We start from the raw sequence: 24,015 nt of genomic DNA on the forward strand, positions 1-24,015 counted from the left end.
GTACTTAACTTAATCGAATTTTTTCAATTGTCTACGCGCTTTGTGAGATCCTCACTTTCGTGAGAATGACGAATGTTGTTAGTTGGAGGAAAAAGGAAACTAAACCGTTTTTGTCTGACAACGAGTTTCAGTGTGCGGGAGAGTGGCTGTGATTCCGTAAACGCGGTCACTAGATTCCTACTTGCCTTTATATAGCCCAAAAGCGACCAATATGTATTGTAAATGAACAAACATATTGTCCTACGGCAATAGTGTGTATCACTTCGAGGTTATGGGTTGCATCTACAGGCATCTTGGACTTAAATGTTTCATTCTTAGACTTAAAGGAGCCAGCATGTATCTCGTATTGTATTGCCATAACATTGGTATGACGGATTTTTCTTTTTTTGAAACGGAAGATTTTGACATAGAAGAAGGCTACACAGTCCGCGGGAAGTGGCCAAATGAGCAAGCATTTCGGCGTTATCTAGTTACAGAGTTTGGGGATATGAATCACTTAAAAGTGATCGATCTTATTGCTCAAGGCAAAGAAGCGGAGCGGTATTCGCCCTCTGAATTGCTTCAATTTGTATAACGCAAGGGGCATCGGCAGACTCTGTGCACTATTTGGGATTGTTGTATAGCGTTTCGAAGTGCGCTTTTAGTGTTCGATGACCATATTTAGGCGCGACCATATCCCTAGCCATAACGGTCATAAAAAACTCTAAGGGGCCACTGGCGTATTTGGGGGCTAAGTGCCGCGCAAACCATAATGCGCTTTTGCGAATCCATTCGGGAATCATGCGGATTCGAGCACGCTTGCCGAGTACATCAAAAGCGATATCAACCATTTCTTGATGGGACAGTATCTCCGGGCCACCCACGGCAATTTCGGTCATGTTTGTCTCAATTGCATCGACGCACACGCTAGCAAGATCGGCACCATGTATTGGATTACTGCGATATGAACCATCTCCAAATAAATACGCTTTACCTTTTTCTGCCATGTGGTAAATCTCGCTTAAATCGGAGAAAAAACCCGTAGGTCGAATGATACAGTAATCAATCCCAGAGTGTTTTAGCGCGAAGACAAACTTCTCCTTCGCTTGGCATATCGCTAAATCTTGTAACCTATCACCTTGAAATACCGACACATAGATAAACTTCTTCACCCCCGAACTCATTGCTTCGCGCAGTAGATTTATATTGGCTTGATAATCGACATCCTCATAGGACAGCTTATCAGATTGACGAGTAATCCCTATGGTCGAGATGACCACATCAATGCCTTCACAGATGCCACGCAGCGTGTCAGGCTGTGTCACTTGTGCGGTAATGATTTGTTCAGAGCGAAGACCTAAACCATTTAACTTCTTTGGATTGCGAGCAACTGAAAATGACGTCATATCGCGGCTTTCTATTTCGGATATCAGATATTGCCCTAGATAACCTGTTGAGCCTGCGATCAATACGTTTGTGTTCAGCATTAAGTTTGTCCTTCTAATCACCTGAGGTAATAGTAACGGAAATACTGAGGCACGCAGAAATCTTTGCTGGATGTGTTGGACTTTTTTGTAGATAAATATGAATAAGTCGTCGCGACGTGAGGTTGGTTGCGAAGTGGTAATGATTCCGAAATGACATTAGCTCCGAAATAACAATAGCTCCAAAACGATAATAGTTCCGAAACAACAAGTGTGAAAAATCGACTTATTCGGGAATAAGAGGACAATACACTCTGACACCGATAGTGAATATAAGTGTGATGATAAACACGACTAATGGTGTTGCGAACGTCGATGAATGTTGCGATATCACGAGGTAGATTCGAAAGTTAAACAGTAAACATGCTAAAAATAGGAGTAATGGTAATTCAACAAGGTTACCTAGACTCTGTGGGCCTACGCCGATTGAAGCAAGTAAAGACCACCAACCGATGACCCAAATGGGTAGTAGCGCGTCAGACCACTTTAACGCCTCAGCACGAAATGCTTTAACGCCAGCATAGCTCACGAGCAAATAATAGCTGGCTAAACAGAGACAAAAGAAAAGGATCACTACCATACTCCACGTCAATCAACGTAGTGATTATTACACACGAACTATCCGGTTATTGCGTTGAATTGTATAGAAAGTGTATGGTTTAACGTTGATTGTGTGGGCCAGTAATGAACGCTTTATCTATGATGGTTCAAGGTTCGACTTATCACTGTGTGTGGACATCGGACTGAGCTAACCGGTTTTTTATATAGTCGAGAAACAATTTGGTTCGGGTATGTTCATAATCAAGGGCTGGGTAATACGCATACATGGTCGAGTCTTCGGCTTGAATTTCGGGTAGTAACCGAACGAGCGCACCTGACTTGATGTCATCTTTAATCATGGCATCGTTACCGATTAAGATACCCATGCCACTTTTGGCGGCAAAAAACAACGCTTCTGGGTTTGTGGTGGCGAAGTTACCAGACAATGTGACTCTTTGGTTTTTGTTTATTTTGTATTCCCGCTGTGGCCGTTCGCCCCATATAAGGACGTTATGTTGCTTAAGATCTTCGATGGTGGTTGGTTCGCCATGTTGACAGATATAAGAAGGCGCGGCGTATAGGCCCACTTGTTGTTCGAACAGTTTGATCTGCTTCATGCTTAATGAATTGAGTTGTTCAATCTCGCGGCTAATGAAGATATCTAAGTTGGAGTCTGGCAATTGACCTGGTGCCGTTGTGATGAGTTGTATTCGAATCTCTGGGTATTTGAGCAAGAAATCGCTAAAGTATTGCACTAAAAACTTTGACCCGACTGCAATGGTGGCTCCAATCCTTAGCAAACCAGCCGGTGTTTGGTTGACTGAGCGTGTCTCGTCGATAATGGACTGAAATCGATCCATTGAATCTTTAGCTCGTTGGTAAAACAGTGCACCAGCTTCTGTTTGTGTCACTGATCGAGTGGTGCGCTTTAGAAGCTGCACGCCAATGATGTCTTCTAGCCAATGAATACGTTTACTAATCGCCGAATTTGTGGTGTTCATTCGTCGGGCAGCGCCATTAAAGCTCCCTTCTTCTACGACTCTTATATAGCTGTTAATACACTGAATCCAATCCATATCAGTTTTCCATTGTTTCTTTTGGGGACATAATCTATTTCCATCATACTCTATTATCATAAAGTAATACGCAATATAGACTAAGCGTATGAATAAAAAACAATCCAAACCCTTCAATAAAACCCCGATGCTGCTTGCTATGATGATCATTGCAACAGGCCAAGTAGGGGTCAGCATTTATTTGCCTTCGTTACCGCTAATTAGTGAGTCTCTATCGCTAACGCACGTTGATGCTCAAATGTTAGTGACACTATTTCTGGTGGGCTTTGGCTTGTCCCAGCTATTTTATGGTCCGCTTTCTGACTCAATAGGAAGGCGACCGGTCTTTTTACTTGGACAAGGAATTTACCTACTAGGCACAGTACTGTGTATCGCTTTGTCAGAACACTTGTTTGCATTGGAATTTGGTCGCCTTTTACAAGGTCTTGGGGCAGGCAGTGCGTCGGTGTTGGGACGCAGTGTGTTACGAGACAGCTATGATGGCAAACAGTTGACCAAGGCGTTGTCTTATATTTCAATGACCGCTTCGATTATGCCGATTATTGCGCCGGTTTTTGGTGGCTGGATTGCCTTTCAACTCGGGTGGGAGGCGGTATTCGTTTTTGTATTGGTTTATCTCATCGCTATTTATGTGTTGGGGTGGTTCATTTTGCCCGAAACACTGCCGTATGCCCCTCGTCGTTTTGAGATAAAAGGCGTGTTGCAGACGTATTCTAAGCTCATCGTTAACCCACAGGTGATCGGCAGTGCGAGTTACAACTGGATCAGCTACTTAGGTGCCGTTGTGTCGTTAAGCCTATTTCCATTTTTGATGCAACACGAGCTAGGACTGACGGTTGCAGAGTATGGCTCGATTATGATTATCCCATCTGCAGGGCTATTGCTTGGCAGTGTTTCCTTGAATATTCTTAATCGTTACTTTTCGACTGCTTGGCTACTATTGCTCGCTATTAGCATAATGGCAACGTCTGGTTTATGGCTGTTGATGACATCCATATCGGTATTCAATTTAATCTTTTCTTTCACACTACTGACGATTGCACAGGGGATGTCGTTTCCGATTTCAATCAGTTTGTTACTTGGCCCCCATAAGCAGCAAGCGGGTTCAGTATCGGCACTGTCTGGCTCAATTCAAATGGTCATAGCAGGCGTATTAGGCGCACATTTAGTGGAGCATTGGATTGATGGACAAAAAAGCTTGGGTGGCTTTTATATGCTCTCGGCTGTGATGATGGCGGTTGTGTTACTGATGAGCCAGATTAAACGCTATTCCTCTACTTCGGCAGTGGAGTAACCGCCGTTAAAATGAAATTGGTCCTAAATTATTCATTTGTGTTAATACCCATTGCGTACGTTGCTGTACATAAGGCGTATTTGGGGTAGGCTTTATTTTATAAGGGTTCGGAAGCACGACTGCTAGCTGGGCACTTTGTACGGCAGACAGCTGCTTTGCTGCGATGCCGAAGTAGTATTGGCTTGCTGCCTCAACGCCGTATATGCCAGGGCCAAATTCAATCACATTGAGATAAACTTCGATTATTCGCTTTTTGCTCAAAATCGCTTCCATAAGTAACGCAATGTACAGCTCATAGGCTTTTCTAACGTAGGTTTGGCTTGGGAACAAAAACACATTTTTTGCAGTTTGTTGAGTAATGGTACTTGCACCGCGCGATGGTGTGCCTGTGGTTTCGTTCAATACACTCAAGATAGAATCAATATCGATGCCGTAGTGCTTAGTAAACAACTGGTCTTCAGAGGCGATAACAGCCAATGGCATGCTTTGGGAAATATCTTGGAGTGGCACCCAATCATGAAGAACGCTGTCCGGATAGCTTTCAGGTGGGAATAGCGTACGGCTGATTTGCCAGCCCCAGACCGGTGGGTTGAGAACCTTTAATGAAAAAACCAGTAAGATGGGGACACCAGCTAAAATGAGTATGGTGTTTATAATTAGTTTCTTTATCATAAAATTCAAAAAGTTAGTACATTAGTCCACGAAAAGTAATTGTAGGTGGCTTTTGGCAGTGACACCAGAATAAACAGCAGTATGGGTATTATTTTCCTATTAGTTTGAACTATCTAGGGTATGATTCGTCTATAAGAAACGACAACATATCATTAAGGAACGACGATGTTAGTGAATTTTAGGCGAAATACAATCTTGTTGGCTTTCATGACTGTTGCGCCTACTGTATTGGCAGATACGAACGAACCCGCACCGGTAACCGACATTATTCATGTTTCCGAGAATACAAGCGTTTCTGAAAACACAAATACCGAGACGGTTAATGCCACGGAGAGCGTGAGCACAGAGTCGGTCGCTGAGCCAACCAAAAACAATAATGTAGCGGCAGAGCCAGCAGCACCAGCGAGTAAAATCGAAGCGACATTAAACCGTTTCAAAGAAGCGGATGCAACGCATCCATTTTTTGAGAATGCTTACGGGTATGCTGTGTTTCCAACGGTTGGCAAAGGTGGTTTTGGGTTAGGTGGCTCTTATGGTGAAGGCAAAGTCTATCGTCAGGGCGTTCATGTGGGTGAGACCACTTTAGCACAGTTGAGTTTCGGCCTTCAGCTTGGAGCTCAGGCTTACAGTGAGGTCATTTTCTTCGAAACTAAAGCCGACTACTACGCGTTTACTAGTGGTAGTTTTGAGTTTGGTGCGCAAGCTTCTGCTGTCGCGATTACCTTGGGGGCAAGTGCACAAGCGGGATCAACTGGGGCAGGAGCGCAGGCTGGAGATAATCAAAGTAAAGCGGCGTACATTAATGGGATGTCAGTGTTTACCTTGACCAAAGGTGGCCTGATGTATGAAGCGGCCATTGGCGGCCAAGGTTTTACTTTCGCACCGAACAACAATTACGATAATAAATAACACTTAGTAATCGGTGATGGTTAACAATTAGTCATCCGCACAGTTCGTGCTGAAAATAAGCCTCCGTTTTGGAGGCTTATTTCGTCATCAAGGTTGCACATTGATTCAGTGGTAATATCACTGTAAATGCCATCAACAGTGGTCACTTCAATAGCTAAATCGAGATGGGTTGTGCTGGGTGATCCGATTGATTGAGTTTACTAACCAAATGAATGAGTAACATCACACCTGTCACCGCTAAGCCAACAAGAATACCTCCCCAGATGCCCGCCAATTGGTAGTGCTTCATTAAGTACCATGCCGATGGAAGACCAAATAGCCAGTACCCAATCCCACTCATGATAGTAGGCACAATAACAATTTTCATTCCTCGGAGTAGGTTCATTGCCAATAACTGCCATGCATCGACAACAAAGCTAAGCGCGACGACCCAGATTAGAGAAGAGAGCATGCGTGTTAAGTCTGTATCACCTTGGTCATCGAGTTGGAATAGGTTGGCGATGGCATCTGGCCACATGATAAAGACAACGGCTAGAACCGCGCTTAATACGGTGACGAGGGCAAAGCTTCGTTTAGCGATTGCTTTTATACCTTCAAAATTATTACTGCCGTAATCTTTACCCACCAAAATAGCTGCCGCTTGAGAAAAACCAAAGTTGATGTTCCACGTAAAACTTAAGCATTGCAGCAGAATTTGGTGAAGGGCAAGGGATGCGATACCAATCATGCCTGACATTAATGTCCCACCATAAATCAGCCCCATTTCTAAGCCAGCCGCGATCGCGATAGGTAGACCCATAGAAAGCAGTGGTAACACTAGCTTCCATGAATACTCATCAAGTTGACGCCATGGCGCATATTTATAATAGACAGGACGTTTAAAGACCCAAATACTGTAGCCAATAAGAACGAAAGAGGCGGCCAGTGCGGTACCGATACCAAGGCCGGCAATACCCATATTGAGTGTAAACGCGAGACCATAACTCAATGGAATATTTAAGATGACAGTCACTAAAGACATGATCATGACAGACTTCGCATCGCCGAAATTACTTGTGAGTCCGCGTAAAATCAGTAGTAGCAGTGTCGGTAACATTGCCCATTTCAGTGTGTCTAGATACCTCATGGCGATGGTGATGGTACTTTCAGGTTGCCTTGCGAACATGAGAAACTGAGGCGCATAAACAAACAAGAATGTGAGTAGGATACTTAACACCACAGACAATATCACGGCGCCTTTGATTGCCAGCCGAATTTGTCGATGCCCGAATTCTGGCCTTGCTACTGCTTGCCCGTAAGCGATCGCGATTAAGTTTGCAACACACCCCACTGTGCTTCCTGCAACGAGAAAAACAAACGTGTAAACCGAAGCACCCAAACCACCTCCCGCAAGATCGGCCACACTGAGTCGAGCCATCATCCAAACATCCGTCAATACCAATGCCATAGAGATAAGCTGAGAAATAATCAATGGGGTCGCGAGAGAGAGAATTTTTTTCATGATAGCCTCGAGTGATGAGTCGAGTAGTTTATATAACTCGGTGTGGCGTTCAATCAACATTTATGCCACTCTCATATGATTTGAAGTCATGTGAACAATTATGAATCCCTATTCGAATATTCCTTATTCACACAACAGCCTAAAGGTGTTTGAAGTTGTCGCAAGGCATATGAGCTTTACAATGGCGGCAAATGAACTTCACGTAACCCAAAGCGCTGTGAGCCGTCAGGTAAAACAACTTGAAGATGAGTTAAATGCATCTTTAATTGTGAGAGGTCATCGAACGATTCAGCTGACGCTGAAGGGGCAAGAGCTTCAAGACGTTCTAGAAAGGAATTACCGTTCGCTGCATTCATTGTTGGATTCCTGGCGTGTCACACCGAATCAAAAGATTGTCATTCGAGCGGCGTTAAGTTTTGCTACACGTTCGTTATTGCCAAAGATTCATCAGCTAAGTGAGCGCTATCCTAACAATGAAATTGTTGTCATTCCGGTCATTGATGAAGAAGAGAGTTTACGTGCGGGCGACTATGATCTATTTGTGTTTACCACTCGCTATGGTGAACGTTTTGAACATGACCCCGAAATATTGTTCTTACGAGAAGAGTACATGGCGCCGGTATGCACTAAACCTATGATGAATGATCATGGTGATATGGACACGTTGTTGTCGTTACCTAGGCTTCACCCGACACTCGATCATCACGATTGGCGTGTTTGGCTTAAAAAAGTGGGTCACGTTGATCAAAAACCAGTAAGAAACTCGACGTTTTATACATTGGATCTCACATTGAGTGCCTGCCTATCAGGGCAGGGCGTGGCGGTCACAGACTTGTTACTCGCGTTACCCGAATTGGAGCGTGAATACTTGTTTTGCCCTAGTCATGCGCCAGTGCATTACAGCGCATGGCGTTATTATTGCCACAAAAGAACCGACTCTCCGGTGGTTGATGAGCTTGTGGAATGGCTGAAAGCTGAAACGCAACAGGAACTTGAAAAATTAAAGAGGTTATCAGAGCATCATCAGTGGGGCATACCAGAATTCTGAGTACCAAAAACTAGTGATTAATCACTGAAATTATTGTCGAGGCTTGCTAGTTTTCACTTAAGTATAAAAGACAATGACCGTCTACCGCGACTATAGGCGATGGCTGAGAGAGCTACCCACATTGTTAAGACGTTATAGGATTGAGTAAATGAGAAGTTGGATTTTTTTATTGGTGTGTATTGCCATTACGGTATGGATGATATTTGATTCGGGGAAATCTGACCAGGTATTGTCAATGTTTGAGCATGTCACTTTGCCTAACGTTAATGACTTGATGGAGTATGTGGGACAAGGTTTTTACTATATTGCGCTGCTTATTGGTGTCGTATACCTAGGGCGTAAGTTTAAAAACCAACGCCGCAATCAAGAATAAATCTTGCCATAGTTACGAATACAATCCGTTGTTAATATAACGAAAGCTCATTTAGGAGCTGCCCTAGTCGTTGCACACAAAAATAATCGTTGCACACAAAATAAAACGCCCCCAGCGCTTCAAAGCGCTGGGGGCGTTTTATTGTCGTTAAATTAGGCTTTGCTGATTAATCTAAGAATCGCTTTGTTGATGCCGATGAGGTCACTGACTGATGATGCACTGTTAACCGCCTCGATAAGTGATTCTTTGCTGCAACAAGGAATAATATCAATATTTTTAACTTTACCGACCAGGGTACTCTTCATCAATTGGAACGTTTTCTCTTCAAACATAATAATCAATTCGCCTTTGACGTTGTAGGTATCAGGACTGGATGGCTTAAGCCTAACTGAGTTATATGACAGTTAATTGACCACCAGCTGGGGGGTATTTTTATAGTTTATAAGTAAATTCATTTTTACGCCGAGCATAGTAGTCGTTTGGTAAATTTGAATCAAATGGAAAGATATTATAGATAACAGCAGATCATATTTCTTGTTGATTAGTGTTCACGAAAATTAATTATTCTGTTTAAAAAACAGATGATTGGGATAAGTTGAATGACAAAAAAATTAACGTTACAAATTGCAAAAAGGAGAGATGAATTAGACGAGAGAAGTTATAAAACGTGATACATAACGATTAATGCGAATCATTGGCATTTTGATGGCAATATTGCCCACAACGGTCAGCGACCGTTATGGGCATATCAGTGTATTAGTCAGGCGATAGCCAAAAAACGGCATCTTTGACTTTATCGCTACGAGGGGTGCCCTTTGCTAAGATAGTAAACTGAGTATCTTCTCTCAGGCCAGAAAAAGCACGAATCTCAGTGACGGAATTGCTTCTATCAAGCAGTAGGTAATCGTAGTCAGGATCAATGCCGTCTAGGATATCTTGTGCACGCTCCGCACTGACTCGCGGTACCGACCAATCATGGTAAAGGAAAAATATAGACGTCATCGTCTCCGAGAATCGCAAGCTTGCAATACGTTCACGTTTTTCTTCTGGAATTTGTTCCACAAAAGCCTTTAAATCCGGTTTCATATCTTTTGCGATATCAATTGCTGGAAATAAGTAGGTAAAGGCGCTAGAAAAGAACAAAGCCGTAATAATCGCTAGCTTACTCCACTGCGGCCAAGGCTTGCGCTCGACAATTATCATGAGTCCAATCGCTAAAAGTGGTACTAGGGCAATCCAGTGCCAAGATGTTAGCCATACCATTAATGCGTCAGGAATTTTATGCGCAGGGAGAAGCCCAGCCCACAATGGAACTACCGCAAAAGCAATCAGTACGAACGACATCAGTGCGAGCCAACCTCGTCGATACCAGTCAAGCCACTTTCCAGCAAACGTTTGAAGCGCATCCGCGATCATTAGTGCAAATAATGGCATGAGTGGTGCCAAATACATTGAACGCTTGGTGACAGAATAAGATAAGACAAAGATGGCTAAGGCAAACCAGAATATTAAAAAGCCATCTATCCAATTCAATTGCTTGGGTTGACGTAGTTTGTAGAAAAATCCGCCAAGCCAAAGAACCAGTAATGGGGTCCATGGCGCACCATATTCCATTACGCCTTTGACGTAATAAAAAGGTTTACCAGCGTTGTTATGACCCAGAGTGTCGGTCGCTTTGCCTGTTAATCGACCTACCTGGTTATCCCAAAACCATGCTTTCCAAAGCTCAGGAGAGGCTGTTTTGTAAAATGGATAGATCCAACTCGCTGCGACTAGGCACATGACGGCAATGCCGCCAATATGCATCAATACAAAGCGGCTCATAGAGGCCGCTTCATCAGGGAACTGCTTTCGTAGCGTGAGCGCACGAAGGACCAAAGGAACCCAAGCCAAACCAATACATAAAACGATGGCAACAGGCCCTTTACTTAAAAAGGCTAAGCCTGTAAACGCACCAGCAATGATCAAATAACCCAGCTTTTGACGCAGATATGCTTCAGAGAATGCCCAAATGGCCGCAATGGTGGTGAACATGAGTGCGGCATCAACACGAAGCCAATGGAAATTGAGAATAAAGCCTTCTAACGTTCCAAGTACGGCCAGCGCCGTCCAAGCAAAGTTTTCGCCTTTAAACAAAAAGGCAATTCGATAGGTAGCCGCAAGGGAGCCTAAACACAATAATGCAAGCGCTAAGCGTCCCGCCATAATGGCGTCGAGTCCCGTGACTTGCATGAGCAGTGTCGACATGACGAAGAAAACCGGAGGTTTTTCCACAAATGCGATGTCGGCGAAGCGAGGAATGATGTAATCACCGGTTAAGTGCATACTGTGAATAATTGCTGCGACACGTGGTTCGTCTGGCGTCCAGACATCGTGGTCAAATAAACCACTAAAAACAACAGCAACAATGGCAAGCAACAAAAATACTTTCCAATGTGTATCATTGGTTTGTTGACTTGAGTTTGTTATCGACACTTTTTCTTCTCCTTCAAAGTGACCAATAGGAAAGCGACCACTTTAAATTGTTAACAATTTAAAAATAAAAGGGGGGCTGATTCTAATGGGCTAATTTTTCTACAGCAATTGTTAATTACTGAATATCCGTAAAAAATTTTGTTTCTGACGTCAGCTTGACAGAACTATATCTTAACATTCAAATCAATAATGTCTTCAATTTGTAACGATAGATATTGATATGTTTGTGCCTAAATCAATATAAGCGGCGATATTGATATAATAAATGAATCTAGAGAATCCGTTGCATTAAAGTGTGATATGGATCTACTATGTATTCGAAGGTGATGGGGTTCCACCTACTTAACCGCCAATCTGGCTAATGACTCCTACAGTTTTAGAGAACAGGTGTATCTGTTGGAACAGTCTATGTTATAGGCTGCGAACTGTAGTGATAGTTTACTCTTTCGAGAGTGGTTATGTTAGTTCCGCCCTACACCTGTTTTCCTTATTTAGGAAAACGACATGCAATATGCTCAAGAAATCCATTCAATGTGCCCTATCCAAAAGGGTGATCTCCATGCGTCAGCCCCTATCCCTGTAGAAGGGCGCTGGATCAATCCAAAAGAAGTCATCGCGATCTCAGGCCTAAGTCATGGCGTAGGAACGTGTGCTCCGCAACAAGGCGCTGCCAAACTCACACTCAACGTCAAAGAAGGCATCGTTCAAGAAGTCCTTATTGAAACAATAGGCTGCTCAGGCATGACACACTCAGCCGCGATGGCGTCTGAAATTCTTACCGGAAAAACCATTCTAGAAGCGATGAATACCGATCTTGTCTGTGATGCGATTAATGTAGCAATGCGGGAAATATTCCTACAATTTGCCTATGGTCGTACACAATCGGCCTTTTCATTGGATGGTTTAGAGGTTGGTGCAGCACTTGAAGATTTAGGAAAAACTCAACGTAGTCAGGTCGGTACCAGTTATTCCACACTAGCGAAAGGTCCTCGATATATGGAAGTGGCTGAAGGGTATGTCACTTTGCTAGCGCTAGATGAAGATGGGGAGATTATTGGTTATGAATATCTCAATCTTGGCAAGATGATGGCGGAAATTAATAAAGGTACCTCAGCGGATGAAGCGCTGGTATTAGCAAAAGGTACCTACGGCCGCTTCGATGAAGCTGTTAAAACCGTTAATCCACGTCAAGACTAAGCTGAGGGCCACATTATGAATACCATCAAACAAACACTGCTCAATGAAATGAATTTTACCTCTATTGAAGAGGCGTATGACTATTGCTTAGAGATGAACATCGATCCAAAAGCACTGGTTCTTGATACACAACCTATCGCTTTCGATAATGCATGTGATGCATACACCCTTGGTACCGCATTAGCGTTGCACCGTCGCCCGGATAGTGCGGCTTCCGCGGCTAATATTATCGGGGAAGGTCTACAAGCTTTTTGCAAACCGGGCAGTGTTGCGGAACAGCGCCAAGTTGGGATCGGTCACGGTGCACTGGCCGCCCGTTTATTAAGTGATGATACCCAGTGCTTTGCTTTCCTTGCTGGCCATGAGTCATTCGCCGCTGCGGAAGGGGCAATAAAAATTGCATTGAATGCGAATAAATCACGCAAAACGCCGCTAAGAGTCATCTTGAATGGCCTTGGTAAGGACGCCGCTTATCTGATTTCTCGTATCAACGGTTTTACGTATATCCGTACTCAATTTGATTACGCAACAGGTGAATTAAATGAGGTAAGTCGCAAACGTTTTTCAAAAGGAGAGCGCGGTGAGATCTTGTGTTATGGCGCCGATGATGTACGAGAAGGCGTTGCGATTATGCATGCCGCTCAAGTCGACGTGAGCATAACGGGTAATTCGACCAACCCGACTCGCTTCCAACATCCAGTTGCGGGGATTTACAAATCAGAAAGATTAATACAAGGTAAGTCCTATTTTTCAGTGGCTTCTGGTGGTGGTACAGGGAGAACGCTTCACCCTGATAACGTCGCAGCAGGCCCGGCAAGTTACGGTATGACCGATACGATGGGTAGAATGCATGCTGATGCACAGTTTGCGGGTAGTTCATCGGTTCCTGCTCATGTTGCCATGATGGGCTTTATTGGAATGGGAAATAATCCGATGGTTGGTGCATCCGTAGCGCTTGCAGTCGAAGTCGACATGCGACTCAATCGTTAGCACTTAGCACTTAGCACTTAGCACTTAGCACGTTAACACAAGGGTCATTGCAAGATGATTGTTCGATTACTTCAATAATAAGAAAGTCATGTCGTTGCTTGACCGTTCAGGTTACTGAACGGTCTTTTTTATCGATGTTTATAACTCGATAACATTGGACTCATTTTCATTAATCAATCGATTGACAAATTGTTCTACAGGGATGGGACGATCGTAGTAGTACCCTTGTCCAATTTGGCAACCAAATTGGGCTAATTTTCGAGCTTGCTCGCGAGTTTCAATTCCCTCTGCAACTACCAGTAAGTCTAAGTTATTTGCCATCGCAATCATCGCTTGCACTAATTGTTGATCTTTGACATCGGTGGTGATGTCTCTAACAAAAGACTGGTCGATTTTAATGCCATCAACGGTGAAACGTCGTAAATAACTGAGTGAAGAATAGCCGGTGCCAAAATCATCGAGCCAGACTTCGATTCCACTTTCCCTGATTGCCTTTAATGTGCGCTCCGCTTCATCTTCATCTTGAAGCAACAAGCTTTCCGTGATCTCCATTCGAATCGTTCTCGCCGGAACTTGGTATTTTTCCATATAAAAAGCGAACATTTCGACGAGGTTTTGTCGGTACAATTGTTTCGAAGAAATGTTAATCGAGGCGTGAAAGTCGCTGTCGAAATAAGGCATCCATTGCTGGATTTGGAAGCAAAGGTTTTCGATTAGCCATTGACCTAATGGAAGGATCATGGCGGTCTCTTCCGCGATTGAGATAAAGTCCGCCGGTGAGATCAAACCGATCGTTGGATGACGCCAGCGAACCAGAGCCTCTGCACCGATGGTTCGTCCGGTTTTTAGGCAAACAAGAGGCTGAAACCATAATTCAAATTGTTTTAAGTCCGAAAGGGAACGCCTTAACTCACGTTCCATGTTTGCTCGATGAACGACGGATTTGAACATTTTAGGAGTAAACAGTTTATGTGTGTTTTTGCCATCAGACTTGGCTCGATACATGGCAATATCAGCGTGTTTAATTAGCTCGTCAGCGGATTTGCCGTTATATGGATAGCGCGCAACGCCAATACTGCCTCCGACCACTAGCTCTTCATTTTCCATCAGTATTGGAGAGCGTACTGCAACGAAAATTTGCTTAACGACAGAGTCGACATCCTGAATGGATTTAAGGTGGGGGATTAACATCAGGAATTCGTCGCCGCCGATTCGGGAGATCATTGTCAGCGGGTGGTTATTAGTGATGTCTCTAGCACAGAGTGTCAGCTTTTCCGCCAATCGTATCAGCAGGAAGTCGCCACTGTCATGGCCGTAGTTATCATTGACGACCTTAAACTCATCGAGATCCAAAAAAAGCACAGAGAACGATGTCGCGGGATAAGACTTTATCGTACTTTGTAGGTGTTGAATGAACTGTGTTTTGTTTGGTAATTCAGTTAGAGCGTCATGATAAGCGAGATGGGTGATCTTTTGAGTTCGTTGCTCAAGTTTTGCTGCCATGGCTCGAATCGCGCTACTTAACTCTCCAATTTCATCAGTGCGCTTACTCGTGTCGTCATGGTCCTTTAGGTCAAAATCACCTCGGCCAATGGCATTGGTCCTAAGTGTGAGATTGGTAATTGGACGGCTTAATCGTCTTGATATAAATGTGGCAATAACCGCTGAAAACAAGAGTAACGCTACGGACATAATGAATAGTGACAAATACAGCTTCTGTTCGATTTGCGAATTAACGGCTGCTACGATCTTGTCCGCAGCGTCAACATGATCTTGGACGTTATCAGTGGACATAATCAGATAAAGGGCTGCTGCCACTTTGTCGTTGATTATAATGGGCTGAATGACCGTCACTTGTTGGTCAGTAATCTGTTGAACGGTTTTGGCATCCGAAAATACTTTGACTAGCGCTGGCAGCGATGAGCTAGGAAGTGATACTTCATCATTTTGTACAATGAACTCATAATTCTGGTCCAGTAAGGAGACATTGATGACCTCTGGGTAGTCCTTTATGGGTTGAAGTAACTGTGTCGTGATAGCGACGTTATGTTCATTCAACGGGTTGACTAAAACGGATGCTAAATAGCCCGATACCTGGGTCGCTCTTCGTACAACGGTTTTTATGCTGGCTTGCGTATGTTGAGCGGATAGCTCAGCCCGTAAATAATCAGATTGAGTTGAGGATAACCACAAATGTACGGCGATGCTCGCCGAGATCAGCGTGGTGGCAAGCAGAAAGGTTGCAAGTGTGTATTGACCTTGAAGGCGAAGCCGAAGTTTCATCAATTCGCGACCCTTGAACCTAGGTGATAGGATGATGTTGGTGACACAAAAATTGAGGGTTCATGATGCATATTATTGGTAACACAGCAGAAACGTATACACGGGTTACCCGAATATTGTTGGCTATGGTCAAGGGGCTTATTGGTTTTATGCACCGACATTCCTTTATATATCAAACTCTATTTATATTAGTTGATTTTATCGCAGTATCGAAAAAATCCAGTATGGATTTGTAGAGTGCTAGACCCATTTCATTCGTTCGTTAAGTGAAGTTTTGTTGATTGATGTATAAACAAGTATGTTATCTAACCGGTTGAATATAAAAGCATTCCGATTTAGAGTAAATGCGTATAATTTCAACAGTATTTCACTGGGTATTGTAGAAAGGGTGTAGTTGTATCATTTGTGGTAATTGGTTTTCAAGATGATATAACTTTAATTTATTGGAGTAAGTTATAAGATTGTGACCTTAGTTCTAAAGTCATTGTTACGGTTATTCTTCTTTGAACGTTAAAATGACGTTGATGTTGAGTCCTTTTCTAACGAGAGCATTGTGAAAAAGAAATTATTGATTGGAATTGTCTGTCTACTATTACTCGCTGGTGGCGGGTGTGCTGCGTATTTTTTGGGTTATTTTGATGATGGTGATGATCAGACCACGCCAGATAAACCAATGAAGGAACCGCATCAAGAAGAAATGCTGGACAACGACAAAAAAGGTATCGTTCCAACACCGGATATGCCAGCTTTAGTGGATAGTGACGTTCAACCCGATCACTACTTTGTCTCTGAGCTCTCTGTCGCCATTATGCTTCAACCCGATGATGATGCCCTGAAAGATGGCACCGCATTTTATGGTGAAGAGCTTCGAGTCATGGAACATGCCCAAGAATGGATCCGTATTGCACCTATTTATCAACTCGAAGAAGATCAAAAAGAAGTCTCACAGTGGGTAAAAATAGAGGGTTTATCAACGGAGCCCGTTGTCTTAACGGGACCTCGATGGCAAGCAATAGTGTCCGATACAATCGCGAATAGTGACGATTATAATCGTTATCAAGAGCGGTTTTTTAGCGCTACGACATCATTGATTGAAAATAAACGGTGTCGTTTATCTGATTTTATCGAAGTCGATGGTTGGATCAAATCTATCAATCACCCAAACAATGTTTATTTTAGCTATTGTGGTGGGCTCGATGTCGCGAACAAGGTGTACTTGAACGTTTCAACGGGTGAGATTTTTTGAGCATCTTAAAGTATTACGTTGGTTTGAATGATACATACAACGTCATGTCGTGATGAAATCTTAAAACCAACGACTGAATGGGCCTGCAAACCGGTTATATCTGTGGGTTGCGTAGCGAGATAATCTGACGATTAGCGAGAGCCAGTTCAGTTTCAATGCCTTTAAAATATTGATTATAAAGATCATCAAACTTGCCGTTGTGCGTTATTGTCTTAAGCGCATGTCCGACTCGCTCTGCGAGTTCTGGTTTTTGAGCATTGACGTAGAACACCAGTGGAAACGGGTAATGGATCATAAGATCCTCGACCATCGAAATATCATGCTGATCTTGTATCCGTTGTCGGTAAATATCTAATGCTTCGTTTGCACCAAAACAAACGAAATCGAATTCGTTATCAGCTAATAAGTCGAATATGGTTTCAAAATCACCTTCCTCAATCACATTGAATCCATTGTGACGAAATAAATCCGCATCAGCCCACGTTTTTGGTACACCTACACGTTTATCTCTTATGGCATCAGGCGAATGAAATTGTGCTCGTTCGGCAGTGCGAATAAACAGGATTCGCTGCCCTAGTAGCTCTTTAACCAATGAATGGTTAATCTCAATGAATACGCTATCGTCAAATTTTTTATTGCCTTTCACCGTCACTAAAATGTCAGTGCCATTATCAAAAACACGTCCTTCATCTTCGGCCTTTGGGTAGTCTTGCCGGTCATCGATAATGGTGATTCTTCTGCCAGAAGCGTCATCCATCGTCGATGCAATTAATTGCAATAATTCCAGCTCATATTGTTGCCTAGGTGAGGATTTATTTCCGTTCCAAAATTTAATAACCATAGCGCAAGCTCCTGTAAGCGCGTTCAAAATAAAGCGCGTTAACCTATGTAGACTAATCAAATGTATTGATTTTGATATAGGTATTCTTCACATGTTCATGATTTTTATAGGTAAATGTTAATGTATAAAGTGTGGTGTGAGTAGTGGTAGTGATGTTAATTATAAAGCGCTTTCTTAAAAGATAAGGTGATCACAGTTTCATAAATTACATTGTGATGCCAGTTGTTGAACTTAACTAATTGAAAATAAAGATATTATTTTAGACGCTTAATTTATTGCTTATCAATTTTTGATGTTAACTTGCTGATTTTAAATGAATTAAGTAAATGTGATCACATCGATATTTCTTTGTGCCGGTTTTGCTATCGAGAGTGCGAGTACATAGTATCCCTTAAGAAAGCGCTTTCTTTTTTGTTAACCCCCCTATGACAACACGATTGGAACGGCGCTTATTCACTCTTATAGAAAAGGATTTAGTGATGCATAAAAGAACACTCATCGCCTCAGTATTATGTGGAGCAATAATGACTGCAGGCGCACAGGCTGCAGAAATCAAGCAAGGCGGTACACTGACAGTGCCGATTATCAATACGGGGTTTGTTGACAACTTTAATCCATATACAACAAAAGATTTATATCATGGCGTGATGTTTGAGCCTTTGATGGTTTTCAACAATATGACAGGAGAAACAAACTGGAGACTAGCGGAGTCAGCCGATTACACTGATGACTTAAAAACGATAACGGTTAAGTTGCGAGAAGGGCTCAAATGGTCGGATGGCAGCCCTTTGACTGCAGAAGATGTCGCCTTTAGCTTTAACATGACTAAAACCGCGCCCGCTTTTGACCAAAAGGGTATTTGGTCTGGCGGTAATCTCACTGCTGTGAATGTTATCGATGAACGCACCGTTACGTTTGAGTTGAAAGAAGCCGATTCGACCTTTGTTTGGAATTTTCCCGCGTATCACATTGTCCCGAGCAAAGTATGGAGTAAAGCGAAGGATCTGACGACATTTACTAACCCGAACCCTATTGGTAGCGGACCAATGACAACGGTTAAGTATGTGAAGCCACAGCAGGTTGAATTGTGCCGTAACCCAAACTATTACCTGGAAAATCTACCTCATCTAGACTGTATTACTTATCGCTCGTATAACGACAATTCTCAAATACAACCCGCTCTTATTAAAGGAGAGATTGACTGGGGTTCAAATTTCATCGCGGATGTAGAATCGACATTTGTTGACCAGGACCCTAGCAACCATCATTTTTGGTATCCGGCAAACGATGCCATCCACCTCTATGTAAACACCAAAGAAGAACCGTTTGATGATTTAAAAGTTCGCCAAGCGCTATCGATGGCCCTCGATCGTGACGCAATTGTGGACATTGCCGCCTACGGTTACCCAACCGCAAACTTTAATGTTGGCGGTATTGGTGAGTTATACCTGAACAGTATCGATAAGTCGGTTAATGCAAAATTTGCGGAACTGACTCGTTATGATGAAGACAAGGCTAAGCAACTGCTCGATGAAGCGGGGATTATAGACCGAAATGGCGATGGATTCCGAGATGACAAATCCGGTAATACCGTTGAGTTTGATATAGAAGTGGTTAATGGCTGGACCGACTGGATCCAAGTGGTTCAGATGGTGTCAGAATACTATGAAGAAGTCGGGATTAAAGCCAATGTAAAAACGGTTGACTGGGCGGTTTACGATAGCAATCTAAAAGACAGTAACTACAAAATGTCGATTAACTGGTCGATGGTCGCGACGAACCCTATTTTAGCTTACCAAGAGTATTTTTCTACGTCGCGTATCGGCAAAACATGGCATGCAGGCCACGGTGTTAACAGTGCGGAAATTGACCAGCTTATCGAAAGCTTCGGTAAAACGGGCGATGTTGCTAAACAACAAGCCATCATTTCTGAACTACAAGAATTCACTGCCGAGAATCTACCGTTTATCCCACTGTTTTCCAATCCAACTTGGTTTCAGTACAACTCCAGCAAAATCGTTGGTTGGCCGAGTCAACAAAATCCGTACATCCAACCCGTATGGTATGACGGCGGTAAGCGCGTAATTATTCTTAATAATTTACATCTTAAATAACGTATGTCTTTGGGGTTATCCAGTGGATAGCCCCAAAGCAACAAGGTATTGCTATGTCGTTTTTAGCTCGCCGTTTTGGCTTTTATTTTACTGCGTTTATTATCGCTATCTCGTTTAACTTTATGTTACCGAGATTGATGCCGGGTGATCCGGTTGATGCGTTGTTTGCCGCAGCTCAGGGTCGAATGGACCCTTCTCAAATGGACGCGGTACGAGAAATGTATGGCTTCGTCGATGGCAACATCTTCGTCCAGTATTTGTCTTATATCAAAAGTGTTTTTACATTAGATCTAGGCCCGTCGGTTCTTATGTTTCCAGTCAGTGTTTCTGACGTGATTGCGATGGCGCTACCATGGACAATGTTCTTGGCATTAGGCTCACTCATTGTCGCGTTGATCATCGGGGTGAGTATTGGTACGTATGCGTCGTACCGACGTGAAGGATTCTTCGGGCAGTTTGTCCCGCCAGTTCTTGCTTTCATTAGTAACTTCCCTTATATCGTTACCGCACTGCTGCTGTTCTACTTCTTTGGCTTGAAGCTAGAATTGTTACCACTCGCTTATACCTATGATCCTTCTTTAGAGCCTGCTTTAACGTGGGAGTTTATTTCAAGTGTTGCCCAACACGCGATATTACCTGTTGGTTCGATGGTGATTGTTGGGATCTCTACTTGGGTGTTCAACATGCGTAACGCCATGATTAACGTATTGGGTGAGGACTACGTCACGATGGCCGAAGCCAAAGGCTTAAGTAGCTTTCGAGTGATGTATCGATATGCAGGACGTAATGCCATTTTACCGGTTGCGACGGCTATTGCGATGGCAATTGGTTTCTCGTTCGCAGGCTCAATCATGACCGAGGTAGTTTTTAACTATCAAGGACTTGGCAATATATTACTGAAAGGCATCATTGCTCGCGACTACCCATTGATTCAAGCCATTCTTCTGATTCTTGTCACCGCCGTGTTGACGGCAAACTTCATCGCCGACCTACTGTATGTTTGGCTTGACCCACGTATTTCAAATTAGGGTGCATTATGGACAAGTTAATTGCTGCTCATAAATACACAAACGAACCGAGTTTAGCGACTCGAGAACCGAAATTTTCATGGAAAAAAATAAAAGGTACGCTCCATAAAGTGTATTCATTCTTCTATGGTAACCCACCCGCTATCATTGGTGCTTTCTTGCTGACTATCGTTCTGGCAGGCGCCATCTTTGCTCCGGTACTCGCGTCTCATGACCCACAAAAGCGAGTAGCACGACCGCATATGGCGCCTAGTGCTGAACATGTTCTCGGTTCGACTCGCAGTGGACGTGATGTCTATAGCCAAGTACTGCACGGTGCAAGAAAAACACTGACTGTTGCCTTAACGGCTGGCGTCATTGCTATGACTATTGCTGTGTTGGTTGGTGTGTCGTCGGGCTACTTTGGTGGACGAATTGATGACCGCTTAAACTTTCTAACCAATGTGTTTTTGGTTTTTCCTCAGCTCCCGTTATTGATAGTGCTTGCCGCATTCTTAGGGCAAGTCGGGTCATTGGTTATTACTGTACTACTGGGGATAACCTCCTGGCCCTGGGGAGCAAGGGTCATCAGGGCGCAAACCATGGCCATTCGAAATAAAGAATTCATCATTTCCGCAGAAGTGATGGGAGAGTCAAAGATTCGAATTATTCTGGTCGAAATTTTACCTAACCTTATTTCGATTGTGTTTGGTGGCTTCTTAGGGACCGTTATTTATGCCATGGGTGCCGAGGCAGGCTTGGGTATTCTTGGCCTCGGTGATGCGACGGAAGTCAGTTGGGGTTCTATGTTGTATTGGGCACAGACGTCTTCATCGCTTTATACCGGCGCGTGGTGGGAAATGTTAGTTCCTGCAATGGCACTGGCAATAACTGGTGGTGCGTTAGCATTAATCAATATGTCTATTGATCAGGTAAGCAACCCGAAACTTCGTACTGGTCCGCACATGAAACTGTGGCACAAACTTAAGAAAGAAGCAGATAAGCGTCGAGGCCTAAAATGAGTGCATTACTTGAAATTAACAATTTGTGCGTAGACTACGTTTCTCCAAATGGTATCGCTCGTGCAGTAAACAACGTAAGTCTAACGATTAAACCCGGTGAAACCGTTGGGATTGCTGGTGAGTCTGGTTGTGGAAAAAGTACGCTCGCTTTCGCTATCGCGAGATTACATAAAGCGCCTGCGCTTATTTCTGAAGGTGAGGTGCTGTATCAAGGACAAGATGTTCTGAAAATGTCCGACAGACAACTGAGAAAGTTCCGTTGGAATGATGTATCAGTCGTGTTCCAAAGTGCGATGAACTCACTAAACCCGGTGATTACCATTGGAGAGCAGCTGACGGACGTCATTCTGGCTCATAAGAAAGTGAGTTATAAGCAGGCCCATGCGCGTGGTGCTGAGTTACTTGAAGTGGTGGGTATTCACGCTGATAGGATGAGTAGTTTTCCGCACCAACTGAGTGGGGGGATGCGTCAGCGGGTGGTTATTGCCATTGCACTTGCACTCGAGCCTAAGCTCATCATTATGGACGAACCGACAACGGCTCTCGATGTGGTGGTGGAACGAGAAATATTGAATGAACTGTACGATCTAAAGACAAAATTTGGTTTCTCAATTTTATTCATCAGCCATGATTTGAGCTTGATGGGCGAAATTGCTGATCGGATAGGGGTGATGTACGCCGGTAACTTGATAGAACTGGGTGACGCCGCTGACGTGTTTGGTGACCCGAAGCATCCTTATACTCAAGGGCTTATCGCTTCTTTCCCTACGATCCATGGCCCGAAAGAGCGTCTATATGGTATTCCCGGTAACCCTGTTAATTTATTGGATACGCCTGAAGGTTGTAATTTCCAGGATCGTTGTGATGGGTGCGTGGAAGTATGCAAACGCGAAGAGCCTAAATTAATGACAAACGCTGCTGACCGCCAGGTCGCTTGCCATCTTGTGTGAGGTAAAACAGATGCAAAGTAATGAAGTGATTCTTTCAGTTAATAACTTGGTTAAAGACTTTCCTTTAGGGCAGTCAGCGAAAAGCAAGGTGATGCGAGCGGTTAATGATGTCTCATTCGACCTAAAGAAAGGTGAAGCGCTGGCGATTGTCGGAGAGTCAGGTTCTGGAAAAAGCACGGGGGCTAGGATTTTAACTCGTATTTATGATGAGACCGCTGGCCAGATCAACTTTAAAGGGGTGCCACTTAAAACCTATATTGAACAAAATGGTGCGCTTGAGTATGCCCGCCAAGTACAGATGATCTTCCAAGACCCGTTTGGCAGCCTGAATCCGGTGCACACTATCTATCACCATATTGCGCGCCCTTTATTAATTCATAAACGTGCAGATAAAGCGGCCGTTCCTCAGCTTGTATACGATTTACTTGAGCTTGTCGGATTATCGCCGGTGAAAGAAACCGCGGAAAAATTTCCACATGAACTCAGCGGCGGTCAGCGTCAACGCGTTGCGATCGCACGAGCTTTAGCCGTGGATCCCGAAGTTATTTTAGCGGACGAACCCATTTCAATGCTGGATGTATCGGTGAGGTTGGGCATTCTAAATTTAATGGCTGACTTGAAAGATAAGCACGGTATTTCTTTTATGTACATTACCCACGATATTGCTACAGCGCGTTACTTCGCTGAGAAGACCGCAGTGATGTATGTCGGGCACATGGTTGAATGGGGGTTAAGTGACAGTGTCACCCAGAATCCACAACATCCATATTCAAAGTTGTTGCTATCTGCAGTTCCAGAAGCTGGAAAAGCGGGACGTCGCGATCTCATGGTTAAAAAAGGGGATATCCCTTTGTGGAAGCCCGAGAGCGTGGGTTGTCCGTTCTATGCACGTTGTCCGAGCGCGAGCGCGCAATGTGAGACACAAATGCCAAAGCCGGTTCAAATTGCAGAAGAACACTTTGCTCGTTGCCACAATATTTAACTTCAAATTTTAGCGCACAAGAAAGCGCTTTC

The 24,015-nt window shown here is 43.6% G+C and carries 22 protein-coding genes and 1 riboswitch; of the genes, 13 read left to right on the top strand and 9 right to left on the bottom strand.

From position 1 onward, the window contains the following. Window positions 1–334 precede the first annotated feature (334 nt). Window positions 335–574, top strand: a complete 240-nt coding sequence (locus tag ACE1OE_RS12400; protein WP_102532630.1) for a hypothetical protein — start codon at window positions 335–337, stop codon at window positions 572–574. Window positions 575–602: 28 nt separating this feature from the next. On the opposite strand, the gene ACE1OE_RS12405 is transcribed toward ACE1OE_RS12400, so the two are convergent. The 3 genes from ACE1OE_RS12405 to ACE1OE_RS12415 all read right to left on the bottom strand — a co-directional run bounded on the left by ACE1OE_RS12405 (window position 603) and on the right by ACE1OE_RS12415 (window position 3,079). Continuing rightward, the gene (locus ACE1OE_RS12405) at window positions 603–1,466 is read right to left on the bottom strand and encodes an SDR family oxidoreductase (RefSeq protein WP_449211261.1); all 864 of its coding nucleotides are present in this window, start codon (window positions 1,464–1,466) and stop codon (window positions 603–605) included. Window positions 1,467–1,689: 223 nt separating this feature from the next. Then, window positions 1,690–2,043, bottom strand: a complete 354-nt coding sequence (locus tag ACE1OE_RS12410; RefSeq protein WP_449211262.1) for a hypothetical protein — start codon at window positions 2,041–2,043, stop codon at window positions 1,690–1,692. Between the two features lie 142 nt (window positions 2,044–2,185). After that, window positions 2,186–3,079 (bottom strand): LysR family transcriptional regulator, encoded by an 894-nt coding sequence (locus ACE1OE_RS12415; RefSeq protein WP_372061208.1) that lies wholly within the window; start codon window positions 3,077–3,079, stop codon window positions 2,186–2,188. Window positions 3,080–3,167: 88 nt separating this feature from the next. Here ACE1OE_RS12415 and ACE1OE_RS12420 point away from each other — a divergent pair, with 88 nt between their 5' ends. Continuing rightward, complete coding sequence (locus ACE1OE_RS12420; RefSeq protein WP_449211263.1) at window positions 3,168–4,373, top strand: multidrug effflux MFS transporter; 1,206 nt, start codon at window positions 3,168–3,170, stop codon at window positions 4,371–4,373. 6 nt (window positions 4,374–4,379) lie between these two features. On the opposite strand, the gene mtgA is transcribed toward ACE1OE_RS12420, so the two are convergent. Then, window positions 4,380–5,045: a monofunctional biosynthetic peptidoglycan transglycosylase gene (gene mtgA, locus ACE1OE_RS12425; protein ID WP_449211264.1), complete on the bottom strand. Its 666-nt coding sequence runs from the start codon at window positions 5,043–5,045 to the stop codon at window positions 4,380–4,382. Between the two features lie 165 nt (window positions 5,046–5,210). Here mtgA and ACE1OE_RS12430 point away from each other — a divergent pair, with 165 nt between their 5' ends. After that, the gene (locus ACE1OE_RS12430; protein WP_449211265.1) at window positions 5,211–5,954 is read left to right on the top strand and encodes a lipid-binding SYLF domain-containing protein; all 744 of its coding nucleotides are present in this window, start codon (window positions 5,211–5,213) and stop codon (window positions 5,952–5,954) included. 154 nt (window positions 5,955–6,108) lie between these two features. Here ACE1OE_RS12430 and ACE1OE_RS12435 read toward each other — a convergent pair whose 3' ends face one another. Beyond that, the gene (locus ACE1OE_RS12435; RefSeq protein ID WP_449211385.1) at window positions 6,109–7,455 is read right to left on the bottom strand and encodes an MATE family efflux transporter; all 1,347 of its coding nucleotides are present in this window, start codon (window positions 7,453–7,455) and stop codon (window positions 6,109–6,111) included. Window positions 7,456–7,555: 100 nt separating this feature from the next. Between ACE1OE_RS12435 and ACE1OE_RS12440 the strand changes: the two genes are divergently transcribed. Both ACE1OE_RS12440 and ACE1OE_RS12445 read left to right on the top strand, forming a co-directional pair. Further along, window positions 7,556–8,503, top strand: coding sequence for a LysR family transcriptional regulator (locus tag ACE1OE_RS12440; RefSeq protein ID WP_449211266.1), 948 nt, complete (start codon window positions 7,556–7,558; stop codon window positions 8,501–8,503). A gap of 148 nt (window positions 8,504–8,651) precedes the next feature. Further along, window positions 8,652–8,876 (top strand): hypothetical protein, encoded by a 225-nt coding sequence (locus ACE1OE_RS12445; RefSeq protein WP_449211267.1) that lies wholly within the window; start codon window positions 8,652–8,654, stop codon window positions 8,874–8,876. Between the two features lie 152 nt (window positions 8,877–9,028). Here ACE1OE_RS12445 and ACE1OE_RS12450 read toward each other — a convergent pair whose 3' ends face one another. Together ACE1OE_RS12450 and ACE1OE_RS12455 are read right to left on the bottom strand one after the other, a co-directional pair. Next, window positions 9,029–9,208 carry a hypothetical protein gene (locus ACE1OE_RS12450; protein WP_102532524.1) on the bottom strand — a complete coding sequence of 60 codons (180 nt, stop codon included), beginning with the start codon at window positions 9,206–9,208 and terminating at the stop codon, window positions 9,029–9,031. A 424-nt stretch (window positions 9,209–9,632) separates the two neighbouring features. Further along, window positions 9,633–11,351 (bottom strand): ArnT family glycosyltransferase, encoded by a 1,719-nt coding sequence (locus ACE1OE_RS12455; RefSeq protein ID WP_449211268.1) that lies wholly within the window; start codon window positions 11,349–11,351, stop codon window positions 9,633–9,635. A gap of 313 nt (window positions 11,352–11,664) precedes the next feature. Then, a riboswitch (Fluoride riboswitch) is annotated at window positions 11,665–11,729 on the top strand. A gap of 126 nt (window positions 11,730–11,855) precedes the next feature. Here ACE1OE_RS12455 and ACE1OE_RS12460 point away from each other — a divergent pair. Continuing rightward, the gene (locus tag ACE1OE_RS12460) at window positions 11,856–12,548 is read left to right on the top strand and encodes an iron-sulfur cluster assembly scaffold protein (protein ID WP_102532522.1); all 693 of its coding nucleotides are present in this window, start codon (window positions 11,856–11,858) and stop codon (window positions 12,546–12,548) included. A 15-nt stretch (window positions 12,549–12,563) separates the two neighbouring features. Then, the gene (locus ACE1OE_RS12465) at window positions 12,564–13,538 is read left to right on the top strand and encodes a GGGtGRT protein (RefSeq protein ID WP_449211269.1); all 975 of its coding nucleotides are present in this window, start codon (window positions 12,564–12,566) and stop codon (window positions 13,536–13,538) included. 138 nt (window positions 13,539–13,676) lie between these two features. On the opposite strand, the gene ACE1OE_RS12470 is transcribed toward ACE1OE_RS12465, so the two are convergent. Next, on the bottom strand, window positions 13,677–15,821 hold the full coding sequence (locus ACE1OE_RS12470; RefSeq protein ID WP_449211270.1) for an EAL domain-containing protein: 2,145 nt from the start codon (window positions 15,819–15,821) through the stop codon (window positions 13,677–13,679). A gap of 553 nt (window positions 15,822–16,374) precedes the next feature. Between ACE1OE_RS12470 and ACE1OE_RS12475 the strand changes: the two genes are divergently transcribed. Beyond that, entirely contained in the window at window positions 16,375–17,067 is a 693-nt protein-coding gene (locus tag ACE1OE_RS12475) for a hypothetical protein (protein WP_449211271.1), read from the top strand. Window positions 17,068–17,161: 94 nt separating this feature from the next. Here the strand turns inward: ACE1OE_RS12475 and ACE1OE_RS12480 are convergent, their stop codons facing one another. Further along, window positions 17,162–17,908, bottom strand: coding sequence for an ABC transporter substrate-binding protein (locus tag ACE1OE_RS12480; RefSeq protein ID WP_449211272.1), 747 nt, complete (start codon window positions 17,906–17,908; stop codon window positions 17,162–17,164). Window positions 17,909–18,387: 479 nt separating this feature from the next. On the opposite strand from ACE1OE_RS12480, the gene ACE1OE_RS12485 reads away from it, so the two are divergent. Genes ACE1OE_RS12485 through ACE1OE_RS12505 form a run of 5 tightly spaced genes read left to right on the top strand, consistent with a single transcriptional unit; the run spans window position 18,388 to window position 23,983 of the window. Further along, complete coding sequence (locus ACE1OE_RS12485; RefSeq protein ID WP_102532367.1) at window positions 18,388–20,022, top strand: ABC transporter substrate-binding protein; 1,635 nt, start codon at window positions 18,388–18,390, stop codon at window positions 20,020–20,022. A 53-nt stretch (window positions 20,023–20,075) separates the two neighbouring features. Next, entirely contained in the window at window positions 20,076–21,050 is a 975-nt protein-coding gene (locus tag ACE1OE_RS12490) for an ABC transporter permease (RefSeq protein WP_449211273.1), read from the top strand. Window positions 21,051–21,058: 8 nt separating this feature from the next. Continuing rightward, window positions 21,059–22,051: an ABC transporter permease gene (locus ACE1OE_RS12495; RefSeq protein ID WP_449211274.1), complete on the top strand. Its 993-nt coding sequence runs from the start codon at window positions 21,059–21,061 to the stop codon at window positions 22,049–22,051. After that, window positions 22,048–23,001 (top strand): ABC transporter ATP-binding protein, encoded by a 954-nt coding sequence (locus ACE1OE_RS12500; protein WP_449211275.1) that lies wholly within the window; start codon window positions 22,048–22,050, stop codon window positions 22,999–23,001. Before ACE1OE_RS12495 ends, ACE1OE_RS12500 begins: the two co-directional genes overlap by 4 nt. A gap of 10 nt (window positions 23,002–23,011) precedes the next feature. After that, on the top strand, window positions 23,012–23,983 hold the full coding sequence (locus tag ACE1OE_RS12505; RefSeq protein ID WP_449211276.1) for an ABC transporter ATP-binding protein: 972 nt from the start codon (window positions 23,012–23,014) through the stop codon (window positions 23,981–23,983). Window positions 23,984–24,015: the final 32 nt, after the last annotated feature.

This window comes from Vibrio sp. E150_011 (assembly GCF_053544015.1).

Coding starts and splice junctions, on each gene's coding strand:
- ACE1OE_RS12470 (WP_449211270.1), bottom strand. CDS start 15,821: ATGAAACTTCGGCTTCGCCTTCAAGGTCAATACACACTTGCAACCTTT.
- ACE1OE_RS12440 (WP_449211266.1), top strand. CDS start 7,556: ATGAATCCCTATTCGAATATTCCTTATTCACACAACAGCCTAAAGGTG.
- ACE1OE_RS12460 (WP_102532522.1), top strand. CDS start 11,856: ATGCAATATGCTCAAGAAATCCATTCAATGTGCCCTATCCAAAAGGGT.
- ACE1OE_RS12485 (WP_102532367.1), top strand. CDS start 18,388: ATGCATAAAAGAACACTCATCGCCTCAGTATTATGTGGAGCAATAATG.
- ACE1OE_RS12430 (WP_449211265.1), top strand. CDS start 5,211: ATGTTAGTGAATTTTAGGCGAAATACAATCTTGTTGGCTTTCATGACT.
- ACE1OE_RS12420 (WP_449211263.1), top strand. CDS start 3,168: ATGAATAAAAAACAATCCAAACCCTTCAATAAAACCCCGATGCTGCTT.
- ACE1OE_RS12435 (WP_449211385.1), bottom strand. CDS start 7,455: ATGAAAAAAATTCTCTCTCTCGCGACCCCATTGATTATTTCTCAGCTT.
- ACE1OE_RS12500 (WP_449211275.1), top strand. CDS start 22,048: ATGAGTGCATTACTTGAAATTAACAATTTGTGCGTAGACTACGTTTCT.
- ACE1OE_RS12405 (WP_449211261.1), bottom strand. CDS start 1,466: ATGCTGAACACAAACGTATTGATCGCAGGCTCAACAGGTTATCTAGGG.
- ACE1OE_RS12400 (WP_102532630.1), top strand. CDS start 335: ATGTATCTCGTATTGTATTGCCATAACATTGGTATGACGGATTTTTCT.
- ACE1OE_RS12415 (WP_372061208.1), bottom strand. CDS start 3,079: ATGGATTGGATTCAGTGTATTAACAGCTATATAAGAGTCGTAGAAGAA.
- ACE1OE_RS12450 (WP_102532524.1), bottom strand. CDS start 9,208: ATGTTTGAAGAGAAAACGTTCCAATTGATGAAGAGTACCCTGGTCGGT.
- ACE1OE_RS12495 (WP_449211274.1), top strand. CDS start 21,059: ATGGACAAGTTAATTGCTGCTCATAAATACACAAACGAACCGAGTTTA.
- ACE1OE_RS12490 (WP_449211273.1), top strand. CDS start 20,076: ATGTCGTTTTTAGCTCGCCGTTTTGGCTTTTATTTTACTGCGTTTATT.
- mtgA (WP_449211264.1), bottom strand. CDS start 5,045: ATGATAAAGAAACTAATTATAAACACCATACTCATTTTAGCTGGTGTC.
- ACE1OE_RS12480 (WP_449211272.1), bottom strand. CDS start 17,908: ATGGTTATTAAATTTTGGAACGGAAATAAATCCTCACCTAGGCAACAA.
- ACE1OE_RS12445 (WP_449211267.1), top strand. CDS start 8,652: ATGAGAAGTTGGATTTTTTTATTGGTGTGTATTGCCATTACGGTATGG.
- ACE1OE_RS12410 (WP_449211262.1), bottom strand. CDS start 2,043: ATGGTAGTGATCCTTTTCTTTTGTCTCTGTTTAGCCAGCTATTATTTG.
- ACE1OE_RS12505 (WP_449211276.1), top strand. CDS start 23,012: ATGCAAAGTAATGAAGTGATTCTTTCAGTTAATAACTTGGTTAAAGAC.
- ACE1OE_RS12465 (WP_449211269.1), top strand. CDS start 12,564: ATGAATACCATCAAACAAACACTGCTCAATGAAATGAATTTTACCTCT.